The 12,905-nt window shown below is 70.8% G+C and carries 15 protein-coding genes and 1 riboswitch; of the genes, 8 read left to right on the top strand and 7 right to left on the bottom strand.

The window, feature by feature from the left end; all coding sequences use genetic code 11:
* The 4 genes from NW895_RS35485 to NW895_RS35470 form a co-directional block, all read right to left on the bottom strand.
* Entirely contained in the window at nucleotides 1-594 is a 594-nt protein-coding gene (locus NW895_RS35485) for a DUF6328 family protein (protein WP_289940972.1), read from the bottom strand.
* Nucleotides 595-696: 102 nt separating this feature from the next.
* The gene (locus NW895_RS35480; RefSeq protein ID WP_289940970.1) at nucleotides 697-1,170 is read right to left on the bottom strand and encodes a C40 family peptidase; all 474 of its coding nucleotides are present in this window, start codon (nucleotides 1,168-1,170) and stop codon (nucleotides 697-699) included.
* 3 nt (nucleotides 1,171-1,173) lie between these two features.
* Nucleotides 1,174-1,307, bottom strand: a riboswitch (cyclic di-AMP (ydaO/yuaA leader).
* 426 nt (nucleotides 1,308-1,733) lie between these two features.
* Nucleotides 1,734-2,042 carry a hypothetical protein gene (locus NW895_RS35475; protein WP_289940969.1) on the bottom strand — a complete coding sequence of 103 codons (309 nt, stop codon included), beginning with the start codon at nucleotides 2,040-2,042 and terminating at the stop codon, nucleotides 1,734-1,736.
* A 7-nt stretch (nucleotides 2,043-2,049) separates the two neighbouring features.
* On the bottom strand, nucleotides 2,050-2,685 hold the full coding sequence (locus tag NW895_RS35470; protein ID WP_289941116.1) for an ATP-dependent Clp protease proteolytic subunit: 636 nt from the start codon (nucleotides 2,683-2,685) through the stop codon (nucleotides 2,050-2,052).
* A gap of 78 nt (nucleotides 2,686-2,763) precedes the next feature.
* Between NW895_RS35470 and NW895_RS35465 the strand changes: the two genes are divergently transcribed.
* Complete coding sequence (locus NW895_RS35465; RefSeq protein ID WP_289940967.1) at nucleotides 2,764-3,051, top strand: type II toxin-antitoxin system Phd/YefM family antitoxin; 288 nt, start codon at nucleotides 2,764-2,766, stop codon at nucleotides 3,049-3,051.
* A gap of 81 nt (nucleotides 3,052-3,132) precedes the next feature.
* Here the strand turns inward: NW895_RS35465 and NW895_RS35460 are convergent, their stop codons facing one another.
* Nucleotides 3,133-3,849: a hypothetical protein gene (locus tag NW895_RS35460; RefSeq protein ID WP_289940966.1), complete on the bottom strand. Its 717-nt coding sequence runs from the start codon at nucleotides 3,847-3,849 to the stop codon at nucleotides 3,133-3,135.
* A 208-nt stretch (nucleotides 3,850-4,057) separates the two neighbouring features.
* Between NW895_RS35460 and NW895_RS35455 the strand changes: the two genes are divergently transcribed.
* From NW895_RS35455 to NW895_RS35425, 7 genes are all read left to right on the top strand, one after another.
* The gene (locus tag NW895_RS35455; RefSeq protein WP_103838990.1) at nucleotides 4,058-4,360 is read left to right on the top strand and encodes an urease subunit gamma; all 303 of its coding nucleotides are present in this window, start codon (nucleotides 4,058-4,060) and stop codon (nucleotides 4,358-4,360) included.
* 9 nt (nucleotides 4,361-4,369) lie between these two features.
* On the top strand, nucleotides 4,370-4,681 hold the full coding sequence (locus NW895_RS35450; RefSeq protein WP_289940963.1) for an urease subunit beta: 312 nt from the start codon (nucleotides 4,370-4,372) through the stop codon (nucleotides 4,679-4,681).
* Nucleotides 4,674-6,395: an urease subunit alpha gene (locus tag NW895_RS35445; RefSeq protein ID WP_289940961.1), complete on the top strand. Its 1,722-nt coding sequence runs from the start codon at nucleotides 4,674-4,676 to the stop codon at nucleotides 6,393-6,395. The genes NW895_RS35450 and NW895_RS35445 overlap by 8 nt, the downstream gene beginning before the upstream one ends.
* Nucleotides 6,396-6,408: 13 nt before the next feature.
* The gene (locus NW895_RS35440) at nucleotides 6,409-7,083 is read left to right on the top strand and encodes an urease accessory UreF family protein (RefSeq protein WP_289940960.1); all 675 of its coding nucleotides are present in this window, start codon (nucleotides 6,409-6,411) and stop codon (nucleotides 7,081-7,083) included.
* A 763-nt stretch (nucleotides 7,084-7,846) separates the two neighbouring features.
* Nucleotides 7,847-8,524, top strand: a complete 678-nt coding sequence (gene ureG, locus NW895_RS35435; protein ID WP_289940959.1) for an urease accessory protein UreG — start codon at nucleotides 7,847-7,849, stop codon at nucleotides 8,522-8,524.
* Complete coding sequence (locus NW895_RS35430; RefSeq protein ID WP_289941115.1) at nucleotides 8,521-9,279, top strand: urease accessory protein UreD; 759 nt, start codon at nucleotides 8,521-8,523, stop codon at nucleotides 9,277-9,279. Before ureG ends, NW895_RS35430 begins: the two co-directional genes overlap by 4 nt.
* 133 nt (nucleotides 9,280-9,412) lie before the next feature.
* The gene (locus NW895_RS35425) at nucleotides 9,413-11,017 is read left to right on the top strand and encodes an alpha/beta hydrolase (protein WP_289940958.1); all 1,605 of its coding nucleotides are present in this window, start codon (nucleotides 9,413-9,415) and stop codon (nucleotides 11,015-11,017) included.
* Nucleotides 11,018-11,058: 41 nt separating this feature from the next.
* Here the strand turns inward: NW895_RS35425 and NW895_RS35420 are convergent, their stop codons facing one another.
* Both NW895_RS35420 and NW895_RS35415 read right to left on the bottom strand, forming a co-directional pair.
* Entirely contained in the window at nucleotides 11,059-12,093 is a 1,035-nt protein-coding gene (locus tag NW895_RS35420) for an NAD-dependent epimerase/dehydratase family protein (RefSeq protein ID WP_289940956.1), read from the bottom strand.
* A gap of 58 nt (nucleotides 12,094-12,151) precedes the next feature.
* The gene (locus NW895_RS35415; protein ID WP_289940955.1) at nucleotides 12,152-12,868 is read right to left on the bottom strand and encodes a lysophospholipid acyltransferase family protein; all 717 of its coding nucleotides are present in this window, start codon (nucleotides 12,866-12,868) and stop codon (nucleotides 12,152-12,154) included.
* Nucleotides 12,869-12,905 lie beyond the last annotated feature (37 nt).

Raw genomic sequence — 12,905 nt, 5'->3', positions numbered from 1 at the left:
TCATCCCCGCTCACGCACCGGCAAGGGCGTCCGGTAGCGCACCGACGGCTCGCGGTGCGGCTCTGTGCCTCGAATCGTCACCGCCGGCGTCCTGACGGCGGTGTCCCGCTCGTCGGCGAGGCCCGCTCGCCGGACCAGCCGGGGCAGCAGCCCCCACAGCCCGAGGCACACGCACAGGGTCGCCGCACCGGCGGCCACCCCGCCGGCCCTGCCGGTGGTGACGTCCACGACGAGCATGACCGATCCGGTGAACGCGAACACCAGTACGCCCATGCCGATCGTGGCGAGCCGTGAGGAGACCTGCACGATGCGGGGCTTGGCGCCCTTCTGGAAGAGCGAGCGGTGCAGGGCGGCCGGCGCCGTGAAGAGCGCCGCGGCGAGGACCGCGAGCAGCAGCGTGGTCACGTACGTGGCTCGCTGGACCGTGTCGAGGTCCTCGAAGCGCTGGGTGAAGGCCAGGGACAGCAGGAAGGCGAAGAGGATCTGCACCCCGGTCTGGGTGACGCGCAGCTCCTGGAGCAGCTCGCCGAAGTTGCGGTCGGCGCGCTCCAGCGGTGTCTCGTTGCGAGCGGTGCACGGACGATGGTCGGCCATGCCGTACGGGTAACCACTTGAGCCCATGTCACGCCAGGGCGCAACCGGGGAGGCCCAAGGGGGTGCCGGCGTCCCGATGCGTCGGCACCCCCTTGGGAAGGGTCAGCTGACCCGGCCGTACCAGACGCTCTTGGTCCAGAGCTTCTGCAGCTTCACCACGTCCCCGGACTTCGGGGCGTGCCAGATCTTGCCTTTACCCGCGTAGATACCGACGTGGTAGACGTTGCTGCCCGAGTGGAAGAACACCAGGTCTCCGGCCTTGCGGCTCTTGGCGGAGATGTGGCGCGTCTTGTTGTACTGCTGGGCCGCCGTGCGGGGCAGCTTCTTGCCCGCTTTCTTGAACGAGTACAGCGTCAGCCCGGAGCAGTCGAACCTGTTCGGTCCGGTGGCGCCCCACTTGTACGGGGAGCCCTTCTTGGAGGCCGCGACCTGAAGTGCCTTCGTTGCCGGGGTGGCCGCCGATGCTTCGGAGGCGACACCCGGGACCACGATCGAGCCGCCCACGGCGGCGATGGTCAGGGCCGAGGCCGTACCGGCCCGGGCCATCAGCGACGGGACACGATTGAGCGCAGTCATGCGCAACCCTTCGTCAGCCGCCTGTGAAGGATGACCTGTCGGATTCGGGCTGGCGAAGTTGCCCGGCCGCTGACGCGGCTTCACCCCAAGGGCTGCTCGGTCCGGCGCCTCCTGTGCGGAGTCGGTCGTTCCGGCGACCCGTCGTGCTTGGGTCCTCCACTCCTGCCGATCCACTCCTGTCGACCGGTCATCCGGGCGGCGGCAGGACTCGGCGTCCGCCCGGACCGCCCCGCCGCGGTGGCGGGGGCTTGTCGTCAGACACGGATCTTGGCGCATGGATGTCCGAAAATCCCAACGGAACCGGGGATTTGTGTTGTTACTCACCACTCGCCCGTTCGGGTGGACACCCGTACGTTCGGGACGGTGTCAAGAGGGCCGAACACCCCCGGACCAGGGATGGAATGCCCCATTCCGCCCTCCGGGTGCGGGGTTTGCGCAACCGTGGCGGCCCCGAAACAGGATCTCCGTCTACGCCGAAAGGAGGTACGTCGTTCAGCCCGTTTCAACTCAGGTCCGGGACGCGCCGTCGCCGGACGGGCGGCCCGGACCGGATGCGGTGTGACTCAACTGTCGGAGCGCGGTGGCAGGGTGACACGCGCCGTGCGGCGCTCACCGTCCAGCACGCGCAGCGCCCGCGCCAGGGTCGGGGCGTGCAGCTCGTTCTCGCCGCGGTTGTGCATCAGCGTCAGCGCGTCACGCAGGGCGGTCGCCTTGCCGACCAGCGCCTGTGCGGCGCGCAGTCCGCGGTAGGTGTCCCCGTGGTGCGCCGGGTTGATACGGCCGAGCAGGTCGACCACGTCGAGGTAACGGTCGATCAACTCGGCCTCCGCCCGGGTCAGGGCGGGCAGCGGCGGCAGTTCCGGTGGCAGCATCGTCGGTTCACCTCGTGCCGGGAGCGGGGCGCGACGCCTTGCGGCTGGGGATGATCCGGTCCGCCAGCCCGTAGTCCAGCGCTCCCCGCGCGTCCAGGATCTTGTCCCGCTCGATGTCCGCGCTGACCTGCTGTGGCGTCCGTCCCGTGTGCCGTACGAGCAGGTCCTCCAGGAGGGCCCGAACGCGCGTCAGCTCGTCGGCCTGGATGGCCAGATCGCTGGCCTGCCCCTGCACCGGCTCGGTCAGCGCCGGCTGGTGGATCACCACCCGGGCACCCGGCAGTACGGCACGCTTGCCGGGCGCGCCCGCCGCCAGCAGCACCGCGGCGGACGAGCCGGCCTGGCCCAGGCAGGTCGTCTCCACGTCGCAGGTGACGTACTGCATCGTGTCGTAGATCGCCGTCATCGCGCTGAACGATCCGCCGGGCGAGTTGATGTACAGCGAGATGTCGCGGTCCGGGTCCTGGTGCTCCAGGTACATGAACTGCGCCATGACGTCGTTCGCCGAGGTGTCGTCGATCTGCGTCCCGAGGAAGACGATCCGCTCCTCCAGCAGCTTGGAGTACGGATCCATGGAGCGGGTGCCGAAGCTGGTGCGTTCGGTGAACTCGGGCAGGACGTAACGGGCGGACGGTCGGGTCATGGCCATGGCTGGTACCCCTCCTCGGAGAGCGCTGTCTGTAAAAAATGTACAGGACGTACGTGACGTTATGATGGGGATATGGCCTACGAGATTCCGGTGACGCAAGCCAGGGCTGAGCTCGCCGACCTGATCAACCGCGTGGTGTACGGCGGTGAGCGCGTCGTCGTGACCCGCCACGGCAAGCCCCTTGTCGCCCTCGTGTCCGCCGCTGACCTGGAACGACTCGACCAGCTGGAGGAGTCGAAGGAGGCTGCGGAGGAGCAGGTGATCAGCGCGGTCTCCAGCGTCCGCGAGGTCGCGTCCGCTCCTCGCGAACGGCAGCGCTTCGGGATCGCGGCGGAACACCGGGGCCCGACGCACTCCTAGTGCGGCGACGGGAGAGGCACAGGGCCCCCGGTCATCCGTTCCCGGACGCGGCTCCGTGAGGGCGGTGGCCGGCCCGGAGCCTCACCAAGGCTCAGCGGTCTTGCGGGGGTCGTCCCCCAGGATGCGCGCCGCGAGCTGTCGTACCTGCTCTTCCACGGGCCGGTCGGGGGTTACGAACAACTCGTACCGGTAGAAGTCCGTGCGCCCGCCCGGCCCCTGGACCTGGTGGAACACGACGTCGACGCCCTCGGCGATCCGGAGCTCCTCGGGGAGGCCGGGCTCCTCGCGGCGTGGCGAGACACTCGTGAGGACGCATCCCCACCGCTCGAACCAGCCGCTGTCCGCGAGGGTCTGCTGGAGGAGCCGGGCGGCCGTGTCGACCGGCTCCTCCCAACTGCGGTCCCCCGCGGCCCGCGCGAGTTCGGCCTCGTACTGGGCGGTGTCGAAGTGGAAAGCCGCGGGCACGGGCGCAGCGATGTCGCTGGTGTTCTCCCAGGAGTCCCAGATCACCCGATCGCCCTCGCGGCGCATGGTGACGTACAGGGCGCCGCAGCAGCCGGCGGTGCACACCGGCTCGGTGATCATGACCCTGCGGGGTTCCTCGGTGACCGCCAGCGGCCGGCTCTCGGCCGGGCCCGTCCAGTGCCGGCAGCTGGGTGCCACCCCTTCCGGGTGGACCTCCTTCAGCACGTCCACGCCGTCGATCAGGGGCCGCACCTCGGCCCAGGGGTCCGCCGCCCAGTCGTCGGGGATCCGGTGCTGCAAGGTCAAGGTACTGATCGCCGGCTGATCGGTCATACCGACATGATCGGTCGGTGCCGCGCCGCCGTGTACTCGTTTTCGAGGGGGGTGCTCCCCGAGGCGAGGGACTGAATGGATCACAGCTCGGTTAACGTGCCCGAAACCCGGTCCAACTAGCCTGCCGATCCACGCCACCAGGGACGTCGGCCCGGGGCTGCGGCAACCGGACCCCGCACGGTCCGGAGCGAGGACTGTGAGGTGGGACGTGCAACTGACCCCGCACGAGCAAGAGAGGCTGCTCATCCACGTGGCGGCCGACGTCGCCGAGAAGCGCCGGGCCCGCGGGCTGAAGCTCAACCACCCCGAGGCGGTCGCCCTCATCACGTCGCACATCCTCGAAGGTGCGCGTGACGGCCGTACCGTCGCCGAGCTCATGGCCTCCGGGCGCAAGCTGCTCACCAGGGACGACGTCATGGAAGGCGTCCCCGAGATGATCCACGACGTCCAGGTCGAGGCGACCTTCCCGGACGGCACCAAGCTCGTCACCGTCCACGACCCGATCGTCTGAGGGAGCCTGATGATTCCCGGTGAGATCCTCTTCGCCGACGGGCCGATTGCCTACAACGAGGGCCGCGAGATCACCCGAGTGACCGTCCTCAACGCCGCCGACCGGCCCGTCCAGGTCGGCTCCCACTACCACTTCGCCGAGGCCAACCCCGGTCTGGAGTTCGACCGCGCCGCGGCGCGCGGCAAGCGGCTCAATATCGCCGCCGGCACGGCCGTGCGCTTCGAGCCCGGGATCCCCGTCGACGTCGAACTCGTCCCCCTCACCGGTGCCCGGTTCGTGCCCGGGCTGCGCGGGGAGACCGGAGGTGCCCTCGATGCCTGAGATCTCACGCGCCGCGTACGCCGACCTGTTCGGGCCCACCACCGGCGACCGGATCCGGCTCGCCGACACCGACCTGCTGGTCGAGATCGAGGAGGATCGTTCCGGCGGACCCGGGCTCGCCGGGGACGAGGCCGTCTTCGGCGGCGGCAAGGTCATCCGCGAGTCGATGGGCCAGTCGCGCGCCACGCGCGCGGACGGCACACCGGACACCGTCATCACCGGCGCGGTGATCGTCGACCACTGGGGTGTCGTGAAGGCCGACGTCGGCATCCGCGACGGCCGGATCACCGGCATCGGCAAGGCGGGCAACCCCGACACCATGGACGGCGTGCACCCGGACCTGGTCATCGGGCCGGAGACGGAGGTCATCGCCGGCAACGGGCGGATCCTGACGGCCGGTGCCATCGACGCGCACGTGCACTTCATCTGTCCGCAGATCGCCGACGAGGCGCTGTCGGCGGGCATCACGACGCTGGTCGGTGGCGGTACCGGTCCGGCGGAGGGCTCGAAGGCGACGACCGTGACGCCCGGCCCCTGGCATCTGGCGCGGATGCTGGAGGCGATGGAGGCCTATCCGCTCAACATCGGTCTGCTCGGCAAGGGCAACACCGTTTCGCACGAGGCGATGCTGTCGCAGATCCGGGGCGGTGCGCTGGGTCTGAAGCTGCACGAGGACTGGGGATCGACCCCGGCCGTCATCGACGCCGCGCTGACCGTCGCCGGGCAGACCGGCATCCAGGTCGCCATCCACACGGACACGCTGAACGAGGCCGGGTTCGTGGGGGACACGCTCGCCGCGATCGCCGGGCGCGGCATTCACGCGTACCACACCGAGGGTGCGGGCGGCGGGCACGCGCCGGACATCATGACCGTGGTGTCCGAGCCGCACGTGCTGCCCAGCTCGACCAACCCGACCCGGCCGTTCACCGTCAACACCGCCGAGGAACACCTCGACATGCTGATGGTGTGCCACCACCTGAACCCCGCCGTGCCGGAGGATCTGGCGTTCGCCGAGTCGCGGATCCGGCCGTCGACCATCGGGGCCGAGGACATCCTGCATGATCTGGGCGCGATCTCCATCATCTCGTCGGACTCCCAGGCGATGGGGCGCGTGGGCGAGGTCATCATGCGGACCTGGCAGACGGCCCATGTGATGAAGCGGCGGCGCGGGGCACTGCCGGGGGACGGGCGGGCGGACAACCGCCGGGTGCGTCGCTATGTCGCCAAGTACACGATCAACCCGGCGCTGGCGCAGGGGCTGGCTCGGGAGATCGGCTCCGTCGAGAGCGGCAAGCTGGCCGACCTGGTGCTGTGGGAGCCGGCGTTCTTCGGGGTCAAGCCGCAGCTCGTCCTCAAGGGCGGGCAGATCGCGTACGCGCAGATGGGTGACGCCAACGCCTCCATCCCGACGCCGCAGCCGATCCTGCCGCGCCCGATGTACGGGGCGATCGGGCGGGCGCCGGCGTCGAATTCGTTCAATTTCGTTGCCCCGTCGGCGATCGAGGACGGGCTGCCGGAGCGGCTGCGGCTCGGTAAGCGGTTCGTGGCGATCGAGTCGACGCGGGGTGTCACCAAGGCCGACATGCGGGAGAACGACGCGCGGCCCGAGGTGCGGGTGGATCCCGACAGCTTCGCCGTGCACATCGACGGGGAGCTGGTCGAGGCGACTCCGGCTGCCGAACTGCCGATGGCCCAGCGGTACTTCCTGTTCTGAGGGCACGGTGGTGATGTCACGAGCAGCGCTTCTCGTCCTGGCCGACGGCCGCTTTCCCGCCGGGGGGCATGCGCACTCCGGCGGGGCCGAGGCGGCCGTCAAGGCCGGGCGGGTCACCGGGGCGGCGAGTCTGGAGGAGTTCTGCCGGGGGCGGTTGCATACGGCGGGACTGGTGGCGGCCTCGCTGGCCGCGGCGGCGGCGCTGGGCGTCGACCCCGTGGAGCTGGACGCGGCGGCCGATGCGCGGACGCCGTCGCCCGCGTTGCGGGGGGCGGCGCGGAGGTTGGGGCGGCAGCTGATGCGGGCCGCTCGTGCGACGTGGCCGTCCGGGGAACTGGACGCCGTGGCGCGGCAGTTCCCCAAGGGGGCGCACCAGCCGGTGGTGCTGGGGGTCGCGGCTCGGGCCGCGGGGCTGGGGGCCGTGGATGCGGCGTACTGTGCGGCGTACGAGAGTGTGAGCGGGCCGGCGACTGCGACGGTGCGGTTGTTGAGTCTGGATCCCTTTGACGCCACGGCGGTGCTGGCTCGGTTGGCGCCGGAGCTGGACCGTGTCGCGGATCAGGCGGTCGAGGCGGGGCGGAGGGTGGTCGGTGAGGGAGTCGACGCGCTGCCTGCGGCTTCTGCGCCGTTGCTGGAGATCAGTGCGGAGGTGCATGCCGCTTGGCCCGTACGTCTGTTCGCGTCCTAGGGTGCCTCGCCCCCGCCGCCCCTACCCATTCCCATCCCCAGGGGCTCCGCCCCTTCAACCCCACCGGGGGCTCCGCCCCCTGGGCCCCGTGGGGCTCTGCCCTCTGGGCTCCGGCCGGAGCTTCGCCGCTGGACCCCTCGGCGGGCTTCGGTCTTGGTTCCTCGCCGGGGGTTCTGCTTCCGCGCTCGGCGGCGGGCTTCGCCGCTGGACCCGCGCGGGGCTTCGCCCCTGCGTCCCGCTGGCGGGCTTCGGCCTTGGACCCGCGCAGGACTACGCCCCTTCAACCCCACCGGGGGCTCCGCCCCCTGGGCCCCGGTGGGGCTCTGCCCTCTGGACTCCGGCGGGAGCTTCGCCGCTGGACCCCTCGGCGGGCTTTGGCCTTGGTTCCTCGCCGGGGGGTTCTGCTTCTGCGCTCGGTGGCGGGCTTCGCCCTTGGACCCGCGCGGGGCTGCGCCCCTGGGCCCCACCCGCGGGGCTTCGCCCCTGGGCCCCACCCGCGGGGCTTCGCCCTTGTACCTCGCCGGCGGGCTTCGCCCCTGCACCCCGTCAGGGGTCTCCGCCCCTGGACCCCCGCCGGACTGAACCGTCCCCTCCTCAAACGCCACCCGGTCGGGCTCGTTGAGCCCGACCGGGTGGGAGAGGGAATGGACAGAGACCAGCGCGACGGCGAACCGCACAGGCACCGTACAGCGGCAAACCGACCCGGCACCCCCTAAAGCCGACCGGCACAGGCACATCAGAAGGACAACAGGAGCCGTATCCCATGCACCTCGATCACTCTCACGACGGCCCCGCCGCCCTCGGCGCCGATGCTCGCCGTCCCGATGGCACGCGTCGGGCGTTGCGTATCGGGCTCGGTGGGCCCGTTGGTTCCGGTAAGACCGCCACCGTTGCCGCGCTCTGCCGGGCGTTGCGTGACGAGTTGTCGCTGGCTGTCGTGACCAACGACATCTACACACGCGAGGACGCCGAGTTCCTGCTGCGTGAGGCCGTGTTGCCGCCGGAGCGGATCACCGCCGTGGAGACGGGGGCGTGTCCGCACACCGCGATCCGGGACGACATCTCCGCCAATCTCGAAGCGGTGGAGGATCTGGAGGACGAGGTCGGGCCCCTTGACCTGATCCTCGTCGAGTCGGGCGGGGACAACCTGACCGCCACCTTCTCCAAAGGTCTCGTCGACGCTCAGATTTTCGTGATCGACGTCGCCGGCGGCGATGACATCCCCCGCAAGGGCGGACCCGGCGTCACCACCGCAGACCTGCTCGTCGTGAACAAGACCGACCTCGCACCGTACGTCGGCTCCGACCTCGCGCGGATGGCGGCCGATGCCAAGGCGCAGCGCGCGGAACTGCCGGTCGTCTTCCAGTCGCTGAGGAGCGAGCGCGGCGTGAAGGACGTCGCCGAGTGGGTGCGGGCGCGGCTCGCCGCGTGGACGGCATGAACGCCGGCGGGGTGCGGGCCGTCGCCAGGATGCGCGCTCGGAACGACGGCCGGGGCGGTACCTGCCTGCCCGAACTGGAGGGCGACGGCCCGCTCGCGCTGCGGCGGACCCGGGGGAGTGGCGCCGAGGCGCGGGTCATGCTCGTCGGAGCGATGAGCGGGCCGCTCGGCGGGGATCACTTCGCGGTGCACACCGAGGTGGAGGACGGGGCCCGGCTGCGGGTCGGTTCGGCCGCCGCCACCATCGCACTGCCGGGACAGGCCAAGGGCGAGGCCCGCTACGACGTACGGATCACCGTGGCCGACGGGGGCGAACTGCACTGGCTGCCCGAGCAGTTGATCTCCGCCCGGGACAGCGATCTGCACGTCTCCACGCGCGTGGAGCTCGGCGCGTCGGCACGGCTCGTGCTGCGCGAGGAGCAGGTGCTCGGGCGGGCCGGCGAGGAACCGGGACGGCTCGTCAGCCGTCTGACCGTGCGGATCGCCGGGCGGTGCGTCCTCGACCAGGAACTGGCCTGTGGGCCCGGGGCGCCAGGTGGATGGGACGGGCCGGCTGTGCTGGCCGGGCACCGTGCAGTTGGCCAACTCGTCGTCGTACGACCCGAGTTCGCCGACCTCCCGCCGGTGGCGCGGGTGCTGGGTGACGGGGCGGCAGCCGTACCCTTGTCCGGGCCCGCCGTGCTCGTGACCGCTGTTGCGTCGGACGCCCTGCGGCTGCGGCGGCTGCTGGACGAGGCCCTGGTGATCCTGGGATGAGCTGAAGTCCGCCGACCGAACGCCTCTCTCCGTTTATCGGATTGGCAAAGAAGTCCGGTCGCCCCTGTCCTCGGAGAACGCACAGCCGCGAAGATCCCCGTACCCATAGCAACGAGGTACGGGGAGAAACCTCTTGACCAAGAGAACACTGAAGCGGAGGGCGACGGCGCTCGGTTCGGCCGGTGCGCTCGTCACCGCGACGCTCATAGCCGGCGCTTTCGCGGCACCCTCGGCGAGCGCGAGCCCGACCACCGCTCGCCACGGCCAGGACCGCGAGGCGCTCGGCGCCACCATCGCCGCCGCCCGGGCCGCGAAGGCCGGGATCGACTGGCAGGACTGTCCCGCCGACTGGGGCCTGGAGAAGCCGATCCAGTGCGGCTGGGTCACCGTGCCGCTCGACTACGCCAAGCCCAACGGCAAGCAGATCAAGCTCGCCGTCGACCGGATCGGGAACACGGGAACGAAGGCGGAGCGCCAGGGCGCGCTCATCTACAACCCCGGCGGCCCCGGCGGCTCCGGCCTGCGTTTCCCTCGCCGGGTCACCACCAAGGCCCCGGTGTGGGCCAACACGGCCAAGGCGTACGACTTCGTGGGCTTCGACCCGCGCGGCGTCGGCAAGTCGGCGCCCATTTCCTGTGCCGACCCGCAGGAGTACGTCAAGGCGCCGAAGATGGACCCCGTGCCCGACTCCGAGGCCGACAAGCGCGCCCAGCGCAAGCTGGCCCGCGAGTACGCCGAGGGCTGCTACGAGCGCAGCGGCGAGATGCTGCCGCACATGACCACGCCGAACACCGCGCGCGACCTCGACGTCATCCGTGCCGCGCTCGGGGAGAAAAAGCTCAACTACCTCGGCGTCTCCTACGGCACCTACCTCGGCGCGGTCTACGGCACCCTCTTCCCGGGGCACGTGCGCCGCATGGTCGTCGACAGCGTCGTCGACCCCTCCCGGGACAAGATCTGGTACGAGGCCAACCTCGACCAGGACATCGCCTTCGAGGGCCGCTGGAAGGACTGGCAGGACTGGGTCGCCAGGAACGACGCCACCTTCCACCTCGGCGACACCCGCGCCGAGGTCCAGGCGAAGTGGCTCGAACTGCGCGCCACCGCCAAGAAGAACCCCATCGGCGGGGTCGTCGGCCCGGCCGAGCTGATCTCCTTCTTCCAGAGCGCCCCGTACTACGACTCCTCCTGGGTGCCGGTCGCCACCGTGTTCAGCAAGTACGTCGCGGGGGACACGCAGGCTCTCGTCGACGCGGCTGCCCCGGACATGTCCGACACCGCGGGCAACGCCTCCTCCGAGAACGGCAACGCCGTCTACACGGCCGTCGAGTGCACTGACGCCAAGTGGCCCACCAGCTGGCGGAAGTGGGACCGCGACAACACGCGGCTCCACCAGGACTACCCGTTCATGACCTGGGCCAACGCGTGGATGAACCTTCCGTGCGCCACCTGGCCGGTCAAGCAGCAGACCCCGCTGAACGTCAGGACCGGCAAGGGACTGCCGGGCGTGCTCATCGTCCAGTCCGAGCGTGACGCGGCCACCCCGTACGGGGGCGCCGTCGAACTGCACAAGCGGTTCAAGGGCTCCCGCCTGATCACCGAGAAGGACGCGGGCTCCCACGGCGTCACCAGCCTGGCCAACCCCTGCGTCAACGACCGGGTGGACGCCTACCTGCTCACCGGGAAGCTGGACGGCGCCGACGTGACGTGCGCGCCGCACGCCACGCCGAAGCCGTAGAACAGCCGGAGGGGGCGGCAGGATCTCCTGCCGCCCCCTTCTCATGCGCCGAGCGCGCCGAACCAGGCGTCCTCCGCCGCATAGTCGAAGAGATCCGGATAGACCCCGGCCAGAGTCGGAAACGCCTCCCGCCAGTCCTGCTCCTCCAGTCGGCGCTCCAGCCACGCGACCGTCTCCGGCAGGCTTTCGGCGTAGCCCACCACCGGGCGGTATCCCAGCTCCCGTGCCGCGGCGGACATGTCGCACACAACGGGACGCTCCGCCGACCACGGTGACCTGCCTACGGAAGGGCTGGGCGGAGGGCCGTCCAGCAGCACGGTCTCCGTGCGCACGCCCATCACCGCATCGACCGCCGCGCCCATCTCGGCCACCGTCAAGGCCTCCGGGTCACAGGCGTTGAGCACCCGCGGGCCGGGCCGGGCCGCCGCCAGCCGGACGAGCTCCGCGATGTTGCGCGCGCTCGCCCCGTGGAACCGGCTCTGACCGCCGAACGCGAGGACGCGCCTGCCCCGGCCGTCGAGATTGCGTTTCACGAAGTACAGCTCGCGGGGGATCGGGCTGTACGGCCCGTGCACCGCGCCGGCGCGCAGCAGCGTCGTCGGCAAGCGCACGCCGGCCGCGAGGAGTTCGTGTTCCAGCGCGGCCTTGCGCGTGCTGTACGTGGCGTCGCCGGCCGCGACCGTCGGCTGGCTCTCGGGGATGGGCACCGGGTACTCGGGATGCCCGCCCGGGTCCGCCATCGTGTCGAAGTTCCGGCCCTTGCCGTCCTCGTACACCGAGACCGTGGAGATCACCACCGCCGAGCCGATCCGATCGGCGAGCGCGGTCAACTGCCGCGCGTGCCGGGCCCCGTAGGCCACCATGTCGACGACCAGGTCGCAGCCGTCGCCGATCACCGCGGCCAGCGCCGCGTCGTCCTCCCGGTCCAGCCGCACCGCCCGCACGTCCTCGGGCCACGACGCGTCCCGGCCACCGCCCCGTGACGTGGCGGTCACCTGCCAGCCGTCCCCCGCCAGCGCGTGCACGGCAGGGCGTCCGATCTGGCCCGTCGCTCCGATCACCACCGCTCGTTTCATGGGGCGACCGTACGGGTCGACGAGCCCTCGAACCAGGTCGCTCGGCTCTCAGCAGAGCTCAGCTGAGCGGCATCCGCGGGAACTTGCGCTCCTTGTCGGCAGCCTCCGCCGCCTTCACCACGGCCGCGTACTCGTCGACGTACTCCTGCTGGGACAGCGACAGGATCGCGTACATGATCTCGTCGGTGACCGCGCGCAGGACGGCCTTCTCGTTCTCCATCCCGGCGTAGCGGGAGAAGTCGAGGGGCTCACCGAAGCGGATCACCACGGGGTGGATGTTCGGAATGACCTTGCCCGGCGGCTGCGCCTCGAACGTACCGATCATCGCGCAGGGGATGACCGGTACCCCGGCCTTCAGCGCCATCACCGCGACGCCGACCTTGCCCTTGTAGAGCCGGCCGTCGTGCGAGCGCGTGCCCTCGGGATAGATGCCGAGCAGCTCGCCCTTGCTGAGCACGCCGAGCCCCTCGCGGATGGCGGCCTGGCCCGCCTCCTTGCCGGAGCGGTCGACCGGGATCTGCCCGGCGCTGTGGAAGAAGAAGGCGGTCAGCCGGCCCTTGATGCCGGGGCCCGTGAAGTACTCCGCCTTCGCGAGGAAGGTGATACGCCGTTTGAGGACCGCGGGCATCAGGAAGTGGTCCGAGAACGACAGATGGTTGCCGGCGACGATGGCCGCTCCCGTCGACGGCACATGCTCCAGCCCCTCGATCCGAGGTCGGAAGAGCAGTCTCAGCAGCGGGCCCAGCAGCACGTATTTGAGCAGGTAGTAGAACAAGGGGGGCGCTCCTCACTCTGCCGGGGCAGGCTCAACC

The organism is Streptomyces sp. S.PNR 29 (assembly GCF_030386795.1).
GTDB lineage: Bacteria > Actinomycetota > Actinomycetes > Streptomycetales > Streptomycetaceae > Streptomyces.
Note: the sequence above shows the minus strand (reverse complement) of the source record. Positions and strands in the feature narration are given on the sequence as shown.